The following is a 13,553-nucleotide window of genomic DNA, read 5'->3' as shown; positions in this document are numbered from 1 at the left end:
CGTCCCCGGCCCTTCGCCCGTTCGCCCGACGGGCTGGGCATGGCGGCATGGCGCCTGCGAGCATGGCGGGATGAACCCCACGGATGATCTGCCCCAGCTCGGTTCCTCGCCGGTCGACCCCGCGGCGCTCGCCGAGGCGGGAGTGACGCTCGAGGAGCTGTTGACCTCGCTCGGCCTGCAGCTCGACCCGTATACCGACGCGGCCGATGTGCCCGCCGACGGCTGGCGCGTGCTGCGGCAGGCAGACGGCGCCGCCTTCGTCGGGGCGCCCGACCCCGCGCGCGAGGGGATGTGGTTCGCCGGGCAGGGATATCCCGCGACGCCGGAGCGCGGGCTGCATCTGCACGACGAACCGATTCCCCTGCGGCCGAGCCCGGCCGAGCGGCGCGCGGGGCTCGTCATGCGGTGGCCGAGCATCGTCGCCGCCGACGAGACGGCGACCGACTTCGCCGTCGACATCGTCAACACCGGCACGGAGCGGTGGATGCCGACCGGCGACGACTTCCAGACGATGGGCGCCTTCACCCGCGCACGCGACGAGAGCTACAGCTTCGGCTACATGCTCTCCGGCACCCCGGCCGCCGTGCCCCTCGAGCCCGGCGACTACGCGCGGGTCGCGGTGGGCCTGTCGAGAGACATCTGGCACGAGCTCGAGCCGGGGACGGTCTGGCTGCACGCGCACTCCCCGGGGCTCGGGCTGCATCCCGAGCCGCTCCGGATCGAGCTCACCCGCGAACGGATCGAGCTCGGACGGGCCCGCACACCGCGGCGCGACTCCCGGCGAGGGCGCGCGGCGACGCGCCGCATGCTGACCGAGCGCATCGCCGCTGCCCGGGCGGCGCGGGCGGCGCGCCCCTCGCTCGTGGCGATCGCCGAGGTCGTCGCCGACGCCGAATCGGACGCCGAGATCGTCGAACGGCTGGCCGCTCTGCTCGGTTGTCCCGCCGACGACGCGTCGCGCATCTACCACTCGCCCCTCAGCCACCTCGGGCCCAACGAGCACGGGCGGATGGCCGCCGAGATCGCGCAGCACGAAGCGACCCTTGCCGGGCTCGATCGCGTGGCGCCCTCCGAGACGCGGGAGAGCCCGCCGCAGATGGCAGACTGAACGCCGACAGAAGGGCGGCGGATGCCACCACACCCTCTTCTCGACGATGCTCGCTCCGCGTGGCGGCGTCGGGAGACCGAGACCGCCGTCCGCGCTGCACTCACCGCACATGCCGGCGGCGATCCCGACGGCCTCGCGCTCGCGTGCTCGGTCGGCATCCGGGGGTATCGCGTCGACCTGCTCGCCGCGCACCGCGACGACGTGGCCGCACTGCCCGAGGGGGTGCTGCGCGAGGGTGTGCTCGCCATGCTCCAGATCGCCGCCGGCGACCTCGACAGTGCGGTGGCCCGCATCATCGCGCTCGCCGAGTCGCCGGAGGGTGGTTCCCCCGACCCCCTGGACGGCGAGGGGATGCTGCTGCCCATGCTGCTGTCGTACCTCGCGACCGGCTGCGTCGCATCGGCATCCTGGGTGAACGCACGCCGATGCATCGATGCGTCGCGCGCGGTCATGGCCGCGGCATCCGCTCGTGACGGCCGGGTGCCGGCCCCCGAGCATGTGCCCTTCGACCTGCTCGGTCTCGACGCGATGGTCGAACAGCACACCGGAGCGGGGGACGCCGCGCGCCGGGCCCTCACCGACACTCTCGCCCCGCTGCGGATGCGCAACAGCCTGTCGGCCGTCCACGCGCTGGCCCTCGTGTGCCTCGGCAGCGTCGAGCACCTGTCGGGACGCCTCGGCGAAGCGGCGCTGAACCTCGCGCGCGGAGCGCGGCTCGCGCCCGCCTGGCGGCACGGTGTGCGCCTGCACGGCGAGGTCGAGCTCGCGTTCGTCCGCATCCGCCAGGGATGGTGGCGCGACGCGGCCGAGGTGGTTCGCGCGACGACGCCGCCGTCCGGGCTGATCGAGCACGACTGGCTCGAACCTCAGGCGCTCGCGGTGCACGGGCTGCTCCTGGCGCTCCGCGGTGACATGGAGGCGAGCCGGCCCGTGCTCGACCGGGCGGCGCTGCTGTGCCGCGACACCCCCTCGTTCCTCGCGCAGATGGTCATCACGCACGCCCGGATCATGATGGCGATCTCGCTCAGCGACTGGCCGGCGCTGCGGCGGGCGCTGGAGGATGCCGCCGAGCCCGGGTACCGGCATCCGTACCGGGGCGAGGAATGGCGGATGCTGAACCTGCTCGCCTCGTGGCACCTCGGCCGCGTCGACGAGGTGCGGCGCGGTGTCGCCGCGTGGCGGGTGCAACCGGGGGCGGACGGCAGCGCGTACGCCTGGGCGTTCGTCTCGATCCTCGCCGAGCATGACGAGCGCTACGCCGAGGCGACGATCGCCGTCGACCGCGCCCTCGCGCTGCTGACGCTCGATCACGACCCGCTCGGGCGGGCGTGGGTGCGCGTCGTCGCCGGCATCCACTACAGCCTCTTCGGCGCGCACGGACGGCCGGATCCGCGGCGCGCGCTCGCCGTCTACGAAGACGCCAGCGCCGAGCTGCAGGAGCTCGGCGCGGTCGGCCTTGCGCGCCGGTACGACGAGGCCGTTGCTGCGACGACGACCGAGATGCAGCGCGGGTCGCGCGGCGCCGACCCCGCGGCGCGGCTGACCGAGCAGCAGCGGAAGGTCGCCGACGCCGTCGGGCAGGGCTACACGAGCGGCGAGATCGCGGGACTGCTGCACCTGTCGAAGCGGACCGTCGACTACCACGTGGCCAACATCATGCGGCGCCTGGGGGTGTCGAGCCGCCGCGAGATCGCACGTGTGCTCGGCGGGAGGCGCTGACGCTCGGGTCGGGTCGGGTCGGGTCGGGCGTGGGCGCGGACGCGGGCGCGGATGCAAGGGATCGTGTGCGACGCGCCGAGGATGCGGCATCCGGGCCGGGGTGTCGGGGCGGATGTCTTGCATCGCGGTGCGGCGTCGCAGCGCAGGCAGGGCGGCTATCTCTACGTATATAGAGATAGCATGCGGTCATGCAGACGCTCAGACGCATCACCCCGGCGACCGTCGACGTGCTCGAGGCTCTGATCAGCGAGCCCGAACCGGTGTGGGGGCTGCGCATCGTCAACAGCACCGGGCGGCCCGCCGGCAGCGTGTACCCGATCCTCGAACGCCTCGAGTCGATGGAGTGGGTGACCTCCGAGTGGGAGGTCGACCCGAACCGCAGCGGACCCCGTCGGCGGCTGTACCGCCTGTCGCCGGACGGCCTCGCCGCGGCCCGCGCCGCCGTCGATAAGCACGCGGTGCGGATGCAGCGTCGCCGCGCGCGTCGGCAGGAGCCCGAGCCCGGGCATGGCCGGGGCGACGCGAGGGGAGTGATCGCGTGAGCCTCGACCTTGTTCTCCGAGTGGTGAGTCGGACGATGCCGGCCGCGTCGCGTGAGCGTCATCTCGAGCAGTGGCGGGCGGATGTCGCGGGCGCTCACGAGGCCGGGGTGGGTCGGGGTGACGTCGTGCGCGGCGCGATCGCGGTCGCCCTCACCGCGGACCGCGACTCTCCGGTGCTGACCGGTGAGCCCCGAGGTGCAGCTTCGCGTCGCTTGAGTCGGCGGGGCGTCACGCTGCTCGCCGCGGTCGGTACGACCTCGGCCGCGCTCTGGCTGACCGCCGACCTCGCTTCTCCCGCCGTCGCGATTCCGTCCGCTGTCGAGATCGCGCTCGCGGTCGGCCGTTCTGCGCTCGGCGTGGTCCTGCTCGGGGGAGTGCTGCTCGCGATCGTCCTCTTCATCGGGGCTGCCGCGCTGTCGCGATCGGCGGTCGTGCGGGGCGCGTTCGCCGTCACCGCGCTCGGCATCCCCGTGCTCGCGCTCGCCGCGATGTGCCCCATTCCGGCGGGGGTGAGCGCAGCGGGCGTCGGCCTCACGGTCGGCGGCGCCGCGATCGGGCTGGCCGGCGCCTGGCGATCGATGCCGCTCGTCCTGGAGGACCGCTCCTCACCGCTTACCCGACGACGGCCGGTCGCGATCGCGGGGCTCGTGTCCGTGACGGCGTTGCTCGCGCTCGGCGTGCTCGATCTGCTGGTGTGGAACCCGCTCGCCAAGGTGCCCGGCTACGAGCTGAGCGCCATCTACGCCGAGATGATCGCGGCCGACGGTTTCGACCCGGCGCTCGCTGCACAGTCGGTGGCCGTGTGGGGCGGGGTGTGGCTGGTGGCGGCAGTCGGTGTGACAGTCGTCGCGCTCACGAGGGGAGGGGCGTGGCTGACGCCTCGCCGGCTCGGCATCCTCTACCTCTCGATCATCGGGGCCGCGCTGTTCCTGCGGCTGTTCGCCGGATTCTCGATCGGGATGTCGATCGCCGACACCTTCGGCACCTCGGGCGGTGACGTGTCTGCGCTGTCGCAGGTCTTCCACCTGGTCGGGCCGCTCAGTTTCGCTGCGGCGCTGCTCCTCTTCGGCTGGGCGCCGGCGGGGCGTCGAACAACGGGCGTGCCGCTGACGTCCTGAGCCCGTGCGCCGGTGCGCGGATGCAAGGGATCGTGGGCGACGCGCCGGGGATGCGGCATCCGGGCCGGGGTGTCGGGGCGGATGTCTTGCATCGCGGCACGGGCACACGGGAACGGGCACAAGCGCACGGGTAGGGGCACACGGGCTCGGCATACAGGCACGGCCAGGCCACGCGGGCGGGGCCGACCGTGGGGTGTCAGGCGGCTTCGGCGGCGACCCGCATGCGCGAGAGGAAATCGACGAGCACGGCCGCGGATCCGGGCGGCATGTCGGCGATGACGTCCTCGACGCGATGCTGCACGTCCGATCCCGACTGGCGCAGGCTCTCGACGGGGCGATCACCGAGCGTGACGAAGACCTTGCGGCGGTCGGAGGGATGCGGCTGCCGCCGCAGATACCCAGAGCGCTCCAGGCGATCGAGCATCGCGGTCGTGCTCGCGGACGAGATCCCGAGCTCCTGGGTGATGTTCGACGGGGTCAGCGCGATGTCGCGGTCCTGGGCCTCGATGAGCTTCTCGAGCGCGATCAGGTCGTTCTCGCACACGAGCATCGAGTCGCGCAGGCGCAGCCGGATGGCGCCTTCCGCGGCCTCGTACGCCCACAGCGCGTCGAGGACTGCCGATGCCGACGATGTCTCACCCTGCACTGCCATGACGACTCCCCGTGTTGATCGGCCTAGCGGCTCAGTCTGTCCGAGCGCCCGGCCGAAGGGGAGCCCTTCCCGTGGGAGCGCTCACCTGGTATGGGCGAAGGAAGGTGGACCTCAGTCGACCGACCGACCGACCGACCGACCGGCGGTTCAGGCGAGCGATCGGGCCTGCGCGACGACGGCGGCTCGGCGGGCGTCCGGGGATGCCGAGCCCGTGATGAGCGTGACGAGATGGGGGAGGCATCCGTCGGCCGTCGCGATCGCGATGATGCTCACCAGCAGCTGGGCGGCCTCGTCGCGAGAGCGACCGGGTAAAGCCGCAGTGAGAGCGTCGACCATCGCGGCGCACCCCTCGGCGCGGCTGGGCCCCGACACCGGGGCGTCGAGCTCGAGGCTCTCCCACGACAGCAGGCGAGCGAGCTGCGGGTGCGACGCGGCGCGGTCGTACAGGTCGTGGGCGAGACCGCCGAGCGCGTCGGCGCCGGTGCCGCGGATCTCGATGCCGTCGAGCAGGCGGTCGACCTCGGCGGCGAGCACGGCGCCGAACAGACCCGCCTTGTCGACGAAGTACGAGTAGATGCGCTCTTTGTTCACCCCGGCGGTCCGGGCGATCGCCTCGACACGTGCGCCGGCGTATCCCCGCGCGGAGAAGTGCTCGGTCGCGGCTTCGAGCAGGCGGCGCCGCGTCGCCTCGGTGTCCCACGCCATGATCCGAGCCTAGCAACTCCAACCTTCCGGTTGGCCGCCGGACGCCCTGGCGACTACGGTGACTCCAACCGAACGTTTGGAGTTTTCATGTCCCACCTCTCTGTCCTCGTCCTCGGCTCGCGCGGAGCCGTCGGGGCGGCCGCCGCCGACGCCCTGCGCGCAGGCGGGCACGCCGTCGTCGGCGTCTCGCGCCGCCCGGAACCCGGGGGCATCACCGCCGACGTCACGACCGCGCGCGGGCGGGACGCGCTTGCCGAGGCGGCGCGTCGAGCGGATGCCGTGATCGACGCGAGCGGTCTCGAGGTCACGGCGGTGCAGGATGCCGTGGGCGCCACGCCCCTCGTCGACGTATCGGCGACGGCATCCCATCTCGCGCGGCTCGCCGATCGCGTCGCCGACGGCGGGGCCGTGCTGCTGGGGGCGGGGATCGCGCCGGGCGCGAGCACCGTTCTCGTGCGGGCGCTCGCCGCCGTGCCGGGAGACGACGTCGACGTCACCGTGATGCTCGGAGCGGGTGAGCATCACGGCGCGGCGGCTGTCGACTGGATGGTGGGGCTCGCCGGTGCCCCGGTCCACGCGGCGCCCGAGGCCGGACCGGTCGTGAACCTGAGGTCGGCTCGACGGTTCCGCGCGCCACGACGGGGAAGCCGAACCTATCTGCGAGCGGACTTTCCGGACGACCTGCTTTTGGGCGTCTCGTCCGGAGTCGCGGTCCGCAGCTGGCTCGCGCTCGACAGCAGGGTCGCGACGGGGGCGCTCCGCGTGGTCGGAGCGTTTCCGCGACTGGCGCCGCTGCTCCGGCGGGCACCGCAGTTCGGAACGAGCAGGTGGCACGTCGGTGCCGTGCATCGGCAGAGCGGGCGGTCGTTCTCGGCATGGGGGGAGGGGCAGTCGCTCGCGACCGGGCGGCTCGCCGCGCTCGCGGCGACGCGTCTGGTCGAGCAGGGCGTGCGGGGTGCCGTCACGATGGCCGATCTGGTCGGGATCGACGACCTCGCGGGCGTCGACGGGGTGGGTGTCAGACGGGGCGAGGGATGACCGTTCGGGTCTGGCGAGTGTCGAAGATGTGTTCTATCCTCGGTTGTCATGACCGATACGACGAGCGCCCACGACGTCACCCTCTGGCTCGTCGACGACATCCCGGCGCGGATGTTCTACGCGGGCCGGCGCTGGACCGTCAGCGACATCCCGACGCGCCTGCGCGACTCGGTGTGGTCGCTCGCCGCGGACGACGATCTGCGCCGCGGGCTCTACGGCTGGCGCTTCCAGGCGACCGACCCCGACGGCGAGGCGTTCGTCTTCGACGTCTATTCCGGTGAGGGTGGATGGCACGTGCACCGGGCCTACGCCTGAGCGCGTCGACCTCGTGGGGTGCTCGTCGGCGTCCCGGTGCGAGGCCCGTCAGATGTCGCCGAGCTGCGCGAGGAACTCGTCGGCCATCGCGACCTGGCGGGTCAGCTTCTCGCGGCGCTCGGTCGCGCCGGCGCGGATCGTCTCGAGGCGGGCGCGCAGCTCCGTGTCGGCCGGGGAGGCGGCCAGGGCATCGACGACGTCGAGCAGCTCCCGCATCTCGTCGAGGCTGTAGCCGAGGGGCTTCATACGTCGGATGAGCAGGATGCGGGCGACGTCGTCCTCCGTGTACAGGCGGAAGCCGCCCTCGGTGCGCGCCGACGGGGTGACGAGGCCGATCTCGTCGTAGTGCCGGAGCGTGCGGAACGACATCTCGGTCCGCTCGGTCACCTCTCCGATGCGCATGGTGACCTCGTCGCGATTCGACATCAAACCTCACGTTACGTTAGATTCTCGTCGGCGCCGTTCCGCGCCGACCCCCTCATTCTGCCCGCGTCGGACAGCCGACGCTGCGCGCGCTCGCGCGACCGTCCGCCCGCCCCGTCGGGCACCGACCGAAAGGCACCGAGTGACCGCCGTCACCCCCGCCCGCGACAGCGCGTCGCGCTACCGCATCGAACCCACCGTCGTGCAGGCGCTCCGCAGCCCCCGGCTGCTGACCCGCGAGGTGCTGGCGGGGCTCGTCGTCGCCCTCGCGCTCATCCCCGAGGCGATCGCGTTCTCGATCATCGCCGGGGTCGACCCCCGGGTCGGGTTGTTCTCGTCGTTCATCATGGCGGTCGCGATCGCCTTCCTCGGCGGGCGTCCGGCGATGATCACGGCCGCGACCGGTGCGATCGCGCTCGTCATCGCGCCGGTGATGCGCGAGCACGGCATGGACTACTTCATCGCCACCGTCCTGCTCGGGGGCGTCATCCAGATCGTGCTGGCGGTGCTGGGCGTCGCGAAGCTCATGCGGTTCATCCCGCGGTCGGTGATGGTGGGCTTCGTCAACGCGCTCGCGATCCTGATCTTCCTCGCGCAGCTGCCGCAGCTCTTCGGCGACGGCATCCCGTGGCTCGTCTGGCCGCTCGTGGCCGCGGGGCTCGTGATCCTCGTCGTGCTGCCCCGGCTGACGAAGGTGATCCCGGCGCCGCTCGTCACCATCGTGCTGCTCACCGCGGCCGTCGTCGCCTTCGGGTGGCAGGTGCCGACCGTCGGCGATCAGGGGGAGCTGCCCGCGAGCCTGCCCGAACTGTTCGTCCCCGATGTTCCGCTCACGCTCGAGACGCTCCGCATCATCGCGCCCTACGCCCTCGCAATGGCGGTCGTCGGGCTGCTCGAATCGCTCATGACCGCGAAGCTCGTCGACGACATCACCGACACCCACTCGCGCAAGACCCGCGAGGCGCTCGGGCAGGGGGCCGCGAACATCCTGTCGGGCGCGTTCGGCGGGATGGGCGGCTGCGCCATGATCGGGCAGACGATGATCAACGTGAAGGCGTCAGGGGCGCGCACGCGCATCTCGACCTTCCTCGCGGGGGTGTTCCTGCTGATCCTCGTGCTCGCGCTCGGCGATGTCGTCGCGATCATGCCGATGGCGGCGCTCGTGGCGGTCATGATCATGGTCACGGTGGCCACGTTCGACTGGCACAGCATCCGGCCCGCGACCCTCCGGCGGATGCCGAAGAGCGAGACCGCCGTCATGCTCATCACGGTCGTGGCGACGGTGTGGACCCACAACCTCGCGATCGGCGTCATCCTCGGCGTGCTCGCCGCGATGGTGATGTTCGCCCGTCGCGTCGCCCACTTCGTCACCGTCACCCGCCGGCTCGACGCCGCCGGCGACGAGCCGGTCGCGCGGTACGAGGTCGACGGCGAGCTCTTCTTCGCCTCGAGCAACGACCTCACGACGCAGTTCGCGTACGCCGACGACCCCGAGCGCGTCGTGATCGACATGAGCCGGTCGCACGTCTGGGATGCCTCGACCGTGGCCGCGCTCGACGCGGTCGTGAACAAATACGAGCGGCACGGCAAGACCGTCACGATCGACGGGCTCAATGCCTCGGCATCCGCTCTGCACGGGCGCCTGACCGGCAACGTCGGCGGCCACTGACCGCGCGGGCCGTGCGGTGCGCGGCGTGATCAGTACGCCGTGAACGAGACGAAGGATGCCGGCCCGAACCGCCCCGTGGCGGGATCGAGGTAGCGCACCCCGAGCGTCACGGGCCCGGGAGCGGGGACGGAGAAGCGTGCGGTCAACGCACCCTCGCCGTCGAGCTGCATGAGCTGGCTGCGCCACGGCGCGGCGTCACCGACCTTGGCGCGTTGGACGCGAAGGTTCGGCTCTCCGGCGACCCCGAGCTCGAATCCCTCTGCCGGCACCGCGGCGCCCGCGAGAGGCGAGGTCAGCACCGGCGGCGGAAGCACGGAGACGGGGGCTGACGCGCTGAGCGGGGAGGTCCGGCCGGCGCTGGTCTGCCGCGCGGACAGCTCATGGTCGCCGGCAGGCAGGTAGGCCGCGGCATCCGTCTGGTCGCGTCCGCTCGAGAGGTCCGAGACCGACCACGCGCCCGTCTCGTCGGAGATCGTGCGGGCGCGTATCGTGCCGGTCTCGTCGACGACCTCGACGACGGCTCCGGGCTCGGCTCCGCCGGAGATGAGCGGGTAGACGCTCGGCCCCGCGGCGGTGTCGACCGTCATGGTCGGCGCGGGGAGGGCCGGTGTGGGCGTCGGGGTCGGCACGGGCTGTGTCGGTGTCGGGGCGGGCGCCGGGGTCGGGCTCGGGCCGGGTGCCGGGGTCGGGCTGGCGGTCGGGCTGGGGGTCGGCACGGGCTGTGTAGGTGTCGGGCTGGGGGCCGGGGCGGCTTCGACCGGCGACGGGCGGGGGAGGATGTCGGCGCGAGGCGCGGGCTCAGCATCATCCGGATCGGCCGGCCGGTCGGTGAGCGGTTCATCCCCGTCGTCGGGGGTGGCGTCGGATGGCTCGGTCGGCGGCGGAGAGGTCTCGGAAGCGGTGGCGGGGTCATCCGCGGCATCCGTTGCCGGACTCGACGGATGCGGCAGCGCCTCGGTCGTGCTCGCGGGCAGCTCCGCCGGCCCGAGAAGGGGAGCCGCGAACGCGATCGCCGTCCCGGCCGCGGCGACGACCGCGAGATGAAGCAGGGGGTTGCGCCACCCCGAGCGCGCGACGGAGCTGCCCGAGCGGGAGCCGCCCGCGGTACTGACCGCGCCGGCTGCGCCGCTCGGGCCGAGCGCGAAGGTCGCCACCTGCGCGGCTCCCGACTGAGTCCAGGCGGCGTACGACGCGGTGGCGGGGATGCCGACGACGAGGGGCAGCAGCACGAGCGCCAGGCGGGCCGACACATCGCGTGCTTCGGCCCACGCCAGCGCGCATCCGTCGCACTCCGCGAGGTGCTGTTCGACGCGCCGCGCGTCGCGCCGCGCCAGGGCGGATCGCGAGTGGGTGCCGAGCAGTTCGAGAGTCCGGCGGCATTCCTCCGAGTCGGCCCGGCGCAGCTGAGCCGAGACCCAGGCGTCGCGGAAGCCGCGCCGGGCGCGCACGACCAGAGCGGATGCCGCGTTGGGCGCGAGCCCGAGCAGCGGAGCGAACTGCCGCGGTTTCAGGCCGTCGACCTCGCTGTACCAGAGCGCTTCCTGCCACCGGGTCGGAAGCGTCGCGAAGGCGGACGCGACGGCGCTCGATTCGAAGCCCGCGATCACCGACCATTCGGTGTCGGGGGACGCCTCGTCGGCGGCATCCTCGAGATCGGTCGCGTAGGTGCGCTGCTGCTGCGCACCCCACTCGTGCGCCACGTTGCGCACCGAGGTGAGCAGGTAGGGGCGGAACCCCATCGACGGACCGCCACCGCGCCGGATCGCCGACAGGATGCGGGCGAACGCTTCGGCGACGACATCGTCGGGATCGAGCGACGAGTATGCGCGGGCGACGGCGTGAGCGGCGGCCGAGTGACGCACCCACAGCTCGCCGTAGGCATGCTGGTCGTGGTTCCGTGCGCGCTCGACGAGGGCGTCATCGGAGGCCGGCTCGGTGGGCATGGCCGTGTTCCATCCGTTCGAATGCCACCCGGGGCCCGACCCGGATGAGAAGTCACTCATCGTAGCGAGTCGAACTGAGAGGGTGGGGGGTCAGTCGCGGGCTCAGTCGGGCGAGCGGGTCTGCCGACGAGCGTTCCGCGTCACCGATCGCCTCGAAATTGCGCAGGTGCCGGGTCAGCACCGCATACGTCTCGGGTGAGAACGCATCGCACGAGAGCACCGCCGCGACCGCTCCCTCGTCGCGAAGCTTGTCGACCACGAGGATGAGCTGCGCGGGGCCGGCCTGATCGCCGATCGTGCGCGACGAACAGACGAAACCGACGTGACCTCGCTGCCACGTCCGGTCGCGCCATCCCTGCCATCCCCACGCCACCCGCACGGTGGCGCCGCGGATCTCGATGCGCGACGGCCGGATCGCGCCCTCGGGGGCGGAGCGACGGGCCGCGCGCGCTCGCCGGCTCGCCCAGAACGGGGCGCGGAAGACGGCGTCGCCGGCACGGTCGCGTCGGAGTGCTGCGCGAGGCTGCGCGCCGGAGCCGATGACAGCTCCGGGCGATGCCGGGAGAGCGTTGGTCGCTGCGTACATGCATCGAGAGATGAGGGATGTCGCATATCGTGACGCGGAACGGTGAGATTTTTTCGAGCGGGCGAGCTTGGGCATTGGCGGAGGTTCGTCGGTTGGCTCCGGTTGCTCGTCGGCTGGCTGCCGATTGCCGGTCGATTCCTCCCCGGGGTGGGGTCTGTGCGCCTTCTCCTCAGTCGTATATCTGTTCGAGTGCGATGTCTGAGGTGCCTGCCACAATGGGAACATGACAGCGATCAGCGGTAGCGGGCTCGGGGGTGACGGTGCCGCGGATGCGTCGCCGCATGCCGAGGCGTTCTCCGTGTTCGCTGAGGCGCTCGACCTGTTCCACGCCGGGGATGTCGCGCGGGTTCGGGCGTTGGCGGAGCTGGGCCGGTCGGCGTTGCGTGAGGCGCGACGTGACGCCGTGCGGGGGATGGCGTCGGACATGGAGCTGCGGTCGGTCGCGGCCGAAGCAGCCGGGATGGCGCGGCTGACGGACCGTCGCCTGCAGGGTGAGATCGACCATGCGATGACGGTCATCGACGACTACCCCGCGGTGTTCGAGGCGTGGGTTCAGCGGCGGATCGAGCGCGGCCACGTCGATGTGGTCGTGCGGGTCGGTGCCGGGGTGCCGGACGAGGTGCGGGAGTCGTTCGCGGAGGCCGCGGTCGGGGTGTGCGAGCGGGATGTGCCCTCCCGGGTGCGAGGGACGCTGGAGGCTCTCGCGGCGAAGTTGCACCCGCAGGCGTTCACCAAGCGGCACAAGACTGCGGCGGCGGAGCGGTGCGTGCGGGTGTTCCACGGGACGGACGGGATGTCGAACCTCGTCGCCAACCTTCCGACCGTCATCGCCGCGGGGATGCTCGACCGGCTCACGCAGATGGGGCAGTCGGTGAAGGATGCCCGGGTCACGACTGGTCCGGAGGGCGGGTCGGGTGCCGCGGGGTCGGGCGAGCCGGCTGATACGCGGACGATGGATCAGCTGCGCGCCGACATCCTCGGCGACCTCGTCCTCGGCGGAGCACCCGTCGTCGACCCGACCTACGGGACCGACCGGGCCAGTGGGCTCGGGGCGATCCGGGCACGCGTGCAAGTCGCCGTCACCGCGGAGACGCTGATGGGCAAGGACGAGAACGCCGCCGAAGCCGTGGGCGCCGGGCTTGTCGATGCCGACACGGCGCGACAGCTCGCGGGGCAGGTCAGCGAGTGGGACCGGCTCTTCATCGACCCCGTCACCCGCACCCCGGTCGAGATCGACACCTACCGGCCCACCGCGTCGATGAAGAAACTCCTGATGGCCCGGGATCAGCACTGCCGGTTTCCCGGATGCCGGCGGGCCGCCATCCGCTGCGAACTCGACCACACCATCGACCACGCCCTCGGCGGGCACACCCACATCTTCAACCTCGCCCACCTCTGCCAAAGACACCACTCCATGAAGCAGTTCACCAAGTGGGAAGTCCGGCAGATCGGCAATGGAGTCCTCGAATGGACCTCACCCCCTCGGCAGGGTCTACCGCGAAGACGTCCCCATACCCGCGGTGTGCTTCACGATCGCCACCGCCGATCCGCCACCGGATGCCGGAACCGGCGGACTGCTCCCGGGCGAGCCGCCACCTTTCTGAGCCTGGGGCCGGAGTGCCGCGGAGCGCTCTGGGGTGCTCCGGCGCGCTCCGGAACGGACAGGCATGCTCGGTCCGCGCACTGCGTCCGGCGATGTTCCGAAGTCGCGTCACGATTTGCCTGACCCGGCGTC

Annotated in this window: 13 protein-coding genes; 8 read left to right on the top strand and 5 right to left on the bottom strand. The window is 72.3% G+C overall.

The window, feature by feature from the left end:
- Window positions 1-70 precede the first annotated feature (70 nt).
- The 4 genes from CI089_RS04410 to CI089_RS04395 all read left to right on the top strand — a co-directional run bounded on the left by CI089_RS04410 (window position 71) and on the right by CI089_RS04395 (window position 4,487).
- The gene (locus tag CI089_RS04410; protein WP_094260438.1) at window positions 71-1,108 is read left to right on the top strand and encodes a hypothetical protein; all 1,038 of its coding nucleotides are present in this window, start codon (window positions 71-73) and stop codon (window positions 1,106-1,108) included.
- A gap of 21 nt (window positions 1,109-1,129) precedes the next feature.
- Window positions 1,130-2,827: a LuxR family transcriptional regulator gene (locus CI089_RS04405; RefSeq protein WP_094260437.1), complete on the top strand. Its 1,698-nt coding sequence runs from the start codon at window positions 1,130-1,132 to the stop codon at window positions 2,825-2,827.
- A 188-nt stretch (window positions 2,828-3,015) separates the two neighbouring features.
- Window positions 3,016-3,369 (top strand): PadR family transcriptional regulator, encoded by a 354-nt coding sequence (locus tag CI089_RS04400; RefSeq protein ID WP_094260436.1) that lies wholly within the window; start codon window positions 3,016-3,018, stop codon window positions 3,367-3,369.
- The gene (locus CI089_RS04395; RefSeq protein ID WP_143738885.1) at window positions 3,366-4,487 is read left to right on the top strand and encodes a hypothetical protein; all 1,122 of its coding nucleotides are present in this window, start codon (window positions 3,366-3,368) and stop codon (window positions 4,485-4,487) included. Before CI089_RS04400 ends, CI089_RS04395 begins: the two co-directional genes overlap by 4 nt.
- Window positions 4,488-4,683: 196 nt before the next feature.
- Here CI089_RS04395 and CI089_RS04390 read toward each other — a convergent pair whose 3' ends face one another.
- Both CI089_RS04390 and CI089_RS04385 read right to left on the bottom strand, forming a co-directional pair.
- The gene (locus CI089_RS04390; RefSeq protein WP_094260434.1) at window positions 4,684-5,139 is read right to left on the bottom strand and encodes a MarR family winged helix-turn-helix transcriptional regulator; all 456 of its coding nucleotides are present in this window, start codon (window positions 5,137-5,139) and stop codon (window positions 4,684-4,686) included.
- A gap of 147 nt (window positions 5,140-5,286) precedes the next feature.
- Entirely contained in the window at window positions 5,287-5,844 is a 558-nt protein-coding gene (locus CI089_RS04385; RefSeq protein WP_094260433.1) for a TetR/AcrR family transcriptional regulator, read from the bottom strand.
- An 87-nt stretch (window positions 5,845-5,931) separates the two neighbouring features.
- Between CI089_RS04385 and CI089_RS04380 the strand changes: the two genes are divergently transcribed.
- On the top strand, window positions 5,932-6,882 hold the full coding sequence (locus CI089_RS04380; protein ID WP_094260432.1) for an NAD-dependent epimerase/dehydratase family protein: 951 nt from the start codon (window positions 5,932-5,934) through the stop codon (window positions 6,880-6,882).
- Between the two features lie 48 nt (window positions 6,883-6,930).
- Window positions 6,931-7,197, top strand: coding sequence for a hypothetical protein (locus CI089_RS04375; RefSeq protein ID WP_094260431.1), 267 nt, complete (start codon window positions 6,931-6,933; stop codon window positions 7,195-7,197).
- A gap of 48 nt (window positions 7,198-7,245) precedes the next feature.
- Here CI089_RS04375 and CI089_RS04370 read toward each other — a convergent pair whose 3' ends face one another.
- On the bottom strand, window positions 7,246-7,623 hold the full coding sequence (locus tag CI089_RS04370; protein WP_094260430.1) for a MerR family transcriptional regulator: 378 nt from the start codon (window positions 7,621-7,623) through the stop codon (window positions 7,246-7,248).
- Window positions 7,624-7,762: 139 nt separating this feature from the next.
- On the opposite strand from CI089_RS04370, the gene CI089_RS04365 reads away from it, so the two are divergent.
- Complete coding sequence (locus CI089_RS04365) at window positions 7,763-9,289, top strand: SulP family inorganic anion transporter (protein ID WP_094260429.1); 1,527 nt, start codon at window positions 7,763-7,765, stop codon at window positions 9,287-9,289.
- A 29-nt stretch (window positions 9,290-9,318) separates the two neighbouring features.
- On the opposite strand, the gene CI089_RS04360 is transcribed toward CI089_RS04365, so the two are convergent.
- On the bottom strand, window positions 9,319-11,292 hold the full coding sequence (locus CI089_RS04360; protein ID WP_094260428.1) for a sigma-70 family RNA polymerase sigma factor: 1,974 nt from the start codon (window positions 11,290-11,292) through the stop codon (window positions 9,319-9,321).
- Window positions 11,285-11,818 carry a hypothetical protein gene (locus tag CI089_RS04355; RefSeq protein ID WP_094260427.1) on the bottom strand — a complete coding sequence of 178 codons (534 nt, stop codon included), beginning with the start codon at window positions 11,816-11,818 and terminating at the stop codon, window positions 11,285-11,287. Before CI089_RS04355 ends, CI089_RS04360 begins: the two co-directional genes overlap by 8 nt.
- Before the next feature lie 223 nt (window positions 11,819-12,041).
- On the opposite strand from CI089_RS04355, the gene CI089_RS04350 reads away from it, so the two are divergent.
- Entirely contained in the window at window positions 12,042-13,544 is a 1,503-nt protein-coding gene (locus tag CI089_RS04350) for an HNH endonuclease signature motif containing protein (protein ID WP_256977475.1), read from the top strand.
- Window positions 13,545-13,553 lie beyond the last annotated feature (9 nt).

It is taken from the genome of Microbacterium sp. Yaish 1 (assembly GCF_002245215.1).
GTDB lineage: Bacteria > Actinomycetota > Actinomycetes > Actinomycetales > Microbacteriaceae > Microbacterium.
This window is presented reverse-complemented; position numbering and strand designations above follow the sequence as displayed.

Coding starts and splice junctions, on each gene's coding strand:
- CI089_RS04410 (WP_094260438.1), top strand. CDS start 71: ATGAACCCCACGGATGATCTGCCCCAGCTCGGTTCCTCGCCGGTCGAC.
- CI089_RS04405 (WP_094260437.1), top strand. CDS start 1,130: ATGCCACCACACCCTCTTCTCGACGATGCTCGCTCCGCGTGGCGGCGT.
- CI089_RS04400 (WP_094260436.1), top strand. CDS start 3,016: ATGCAGACGCTCAGACGCATCACCCCGGCGACCGTCGACGTGCTCGAG.
- CI089_RS04390 (WP_094260434.1), bottom strand. CDS start 5,139: ATGGCAGTGCAGGGTGAGACATCGTCGGCATCGGCAGTCCTCGACGCG.
- CI089_RS04385 (WP_094260433.1), bottom strand. CDS start 5,844: ATGGCGTGGGACACCGAGGCGACGCGGCGCCGCCTGCTCGAAGCCGCG.
- CI089_RS04380 (WP_094260432.1), top strand. CDS start 5,932: ATGTCCCACCTCTCTGTCCTCGTCCTCGGCTCGCGCGGAGCCGTCGGG.
- CI089_RS04375 (WP_094260431.1), top strand. CDS start 6,931: ATGACCGATACGACGAGCGCCCACGACGTCACCCTCTGGCTCGTCGAC.
- CI089_RS04370 (WP_094260430.1), bottom strand. CDS start 7,623: ATGTCGAATCGCGACGAGGTCACCATGCGCATCGGAGAGGTGACCGAG.
- CI089_RS04360 (WP_094260428.1), bottom strand. CDS start 11,292: ATGAGTGACTTCTCATCCGGGTCGGGCCCCGGGTGGCATTCGAACGGA.
- CI089_RS04355 (WP_094260427.1), bottom strand. CDS start 11,818: ATGTACGCAGCGACCAACGCTCTCCCGGCATCGCCCGGAGCTGTCATC.
- CI089_RS04350 (WP_256977475.1), top strand. CDS start 12,042: ATGACAGCGATCAGCGGTAGCGGGCTCGGGGGTGACGGTGCCGCGGAT.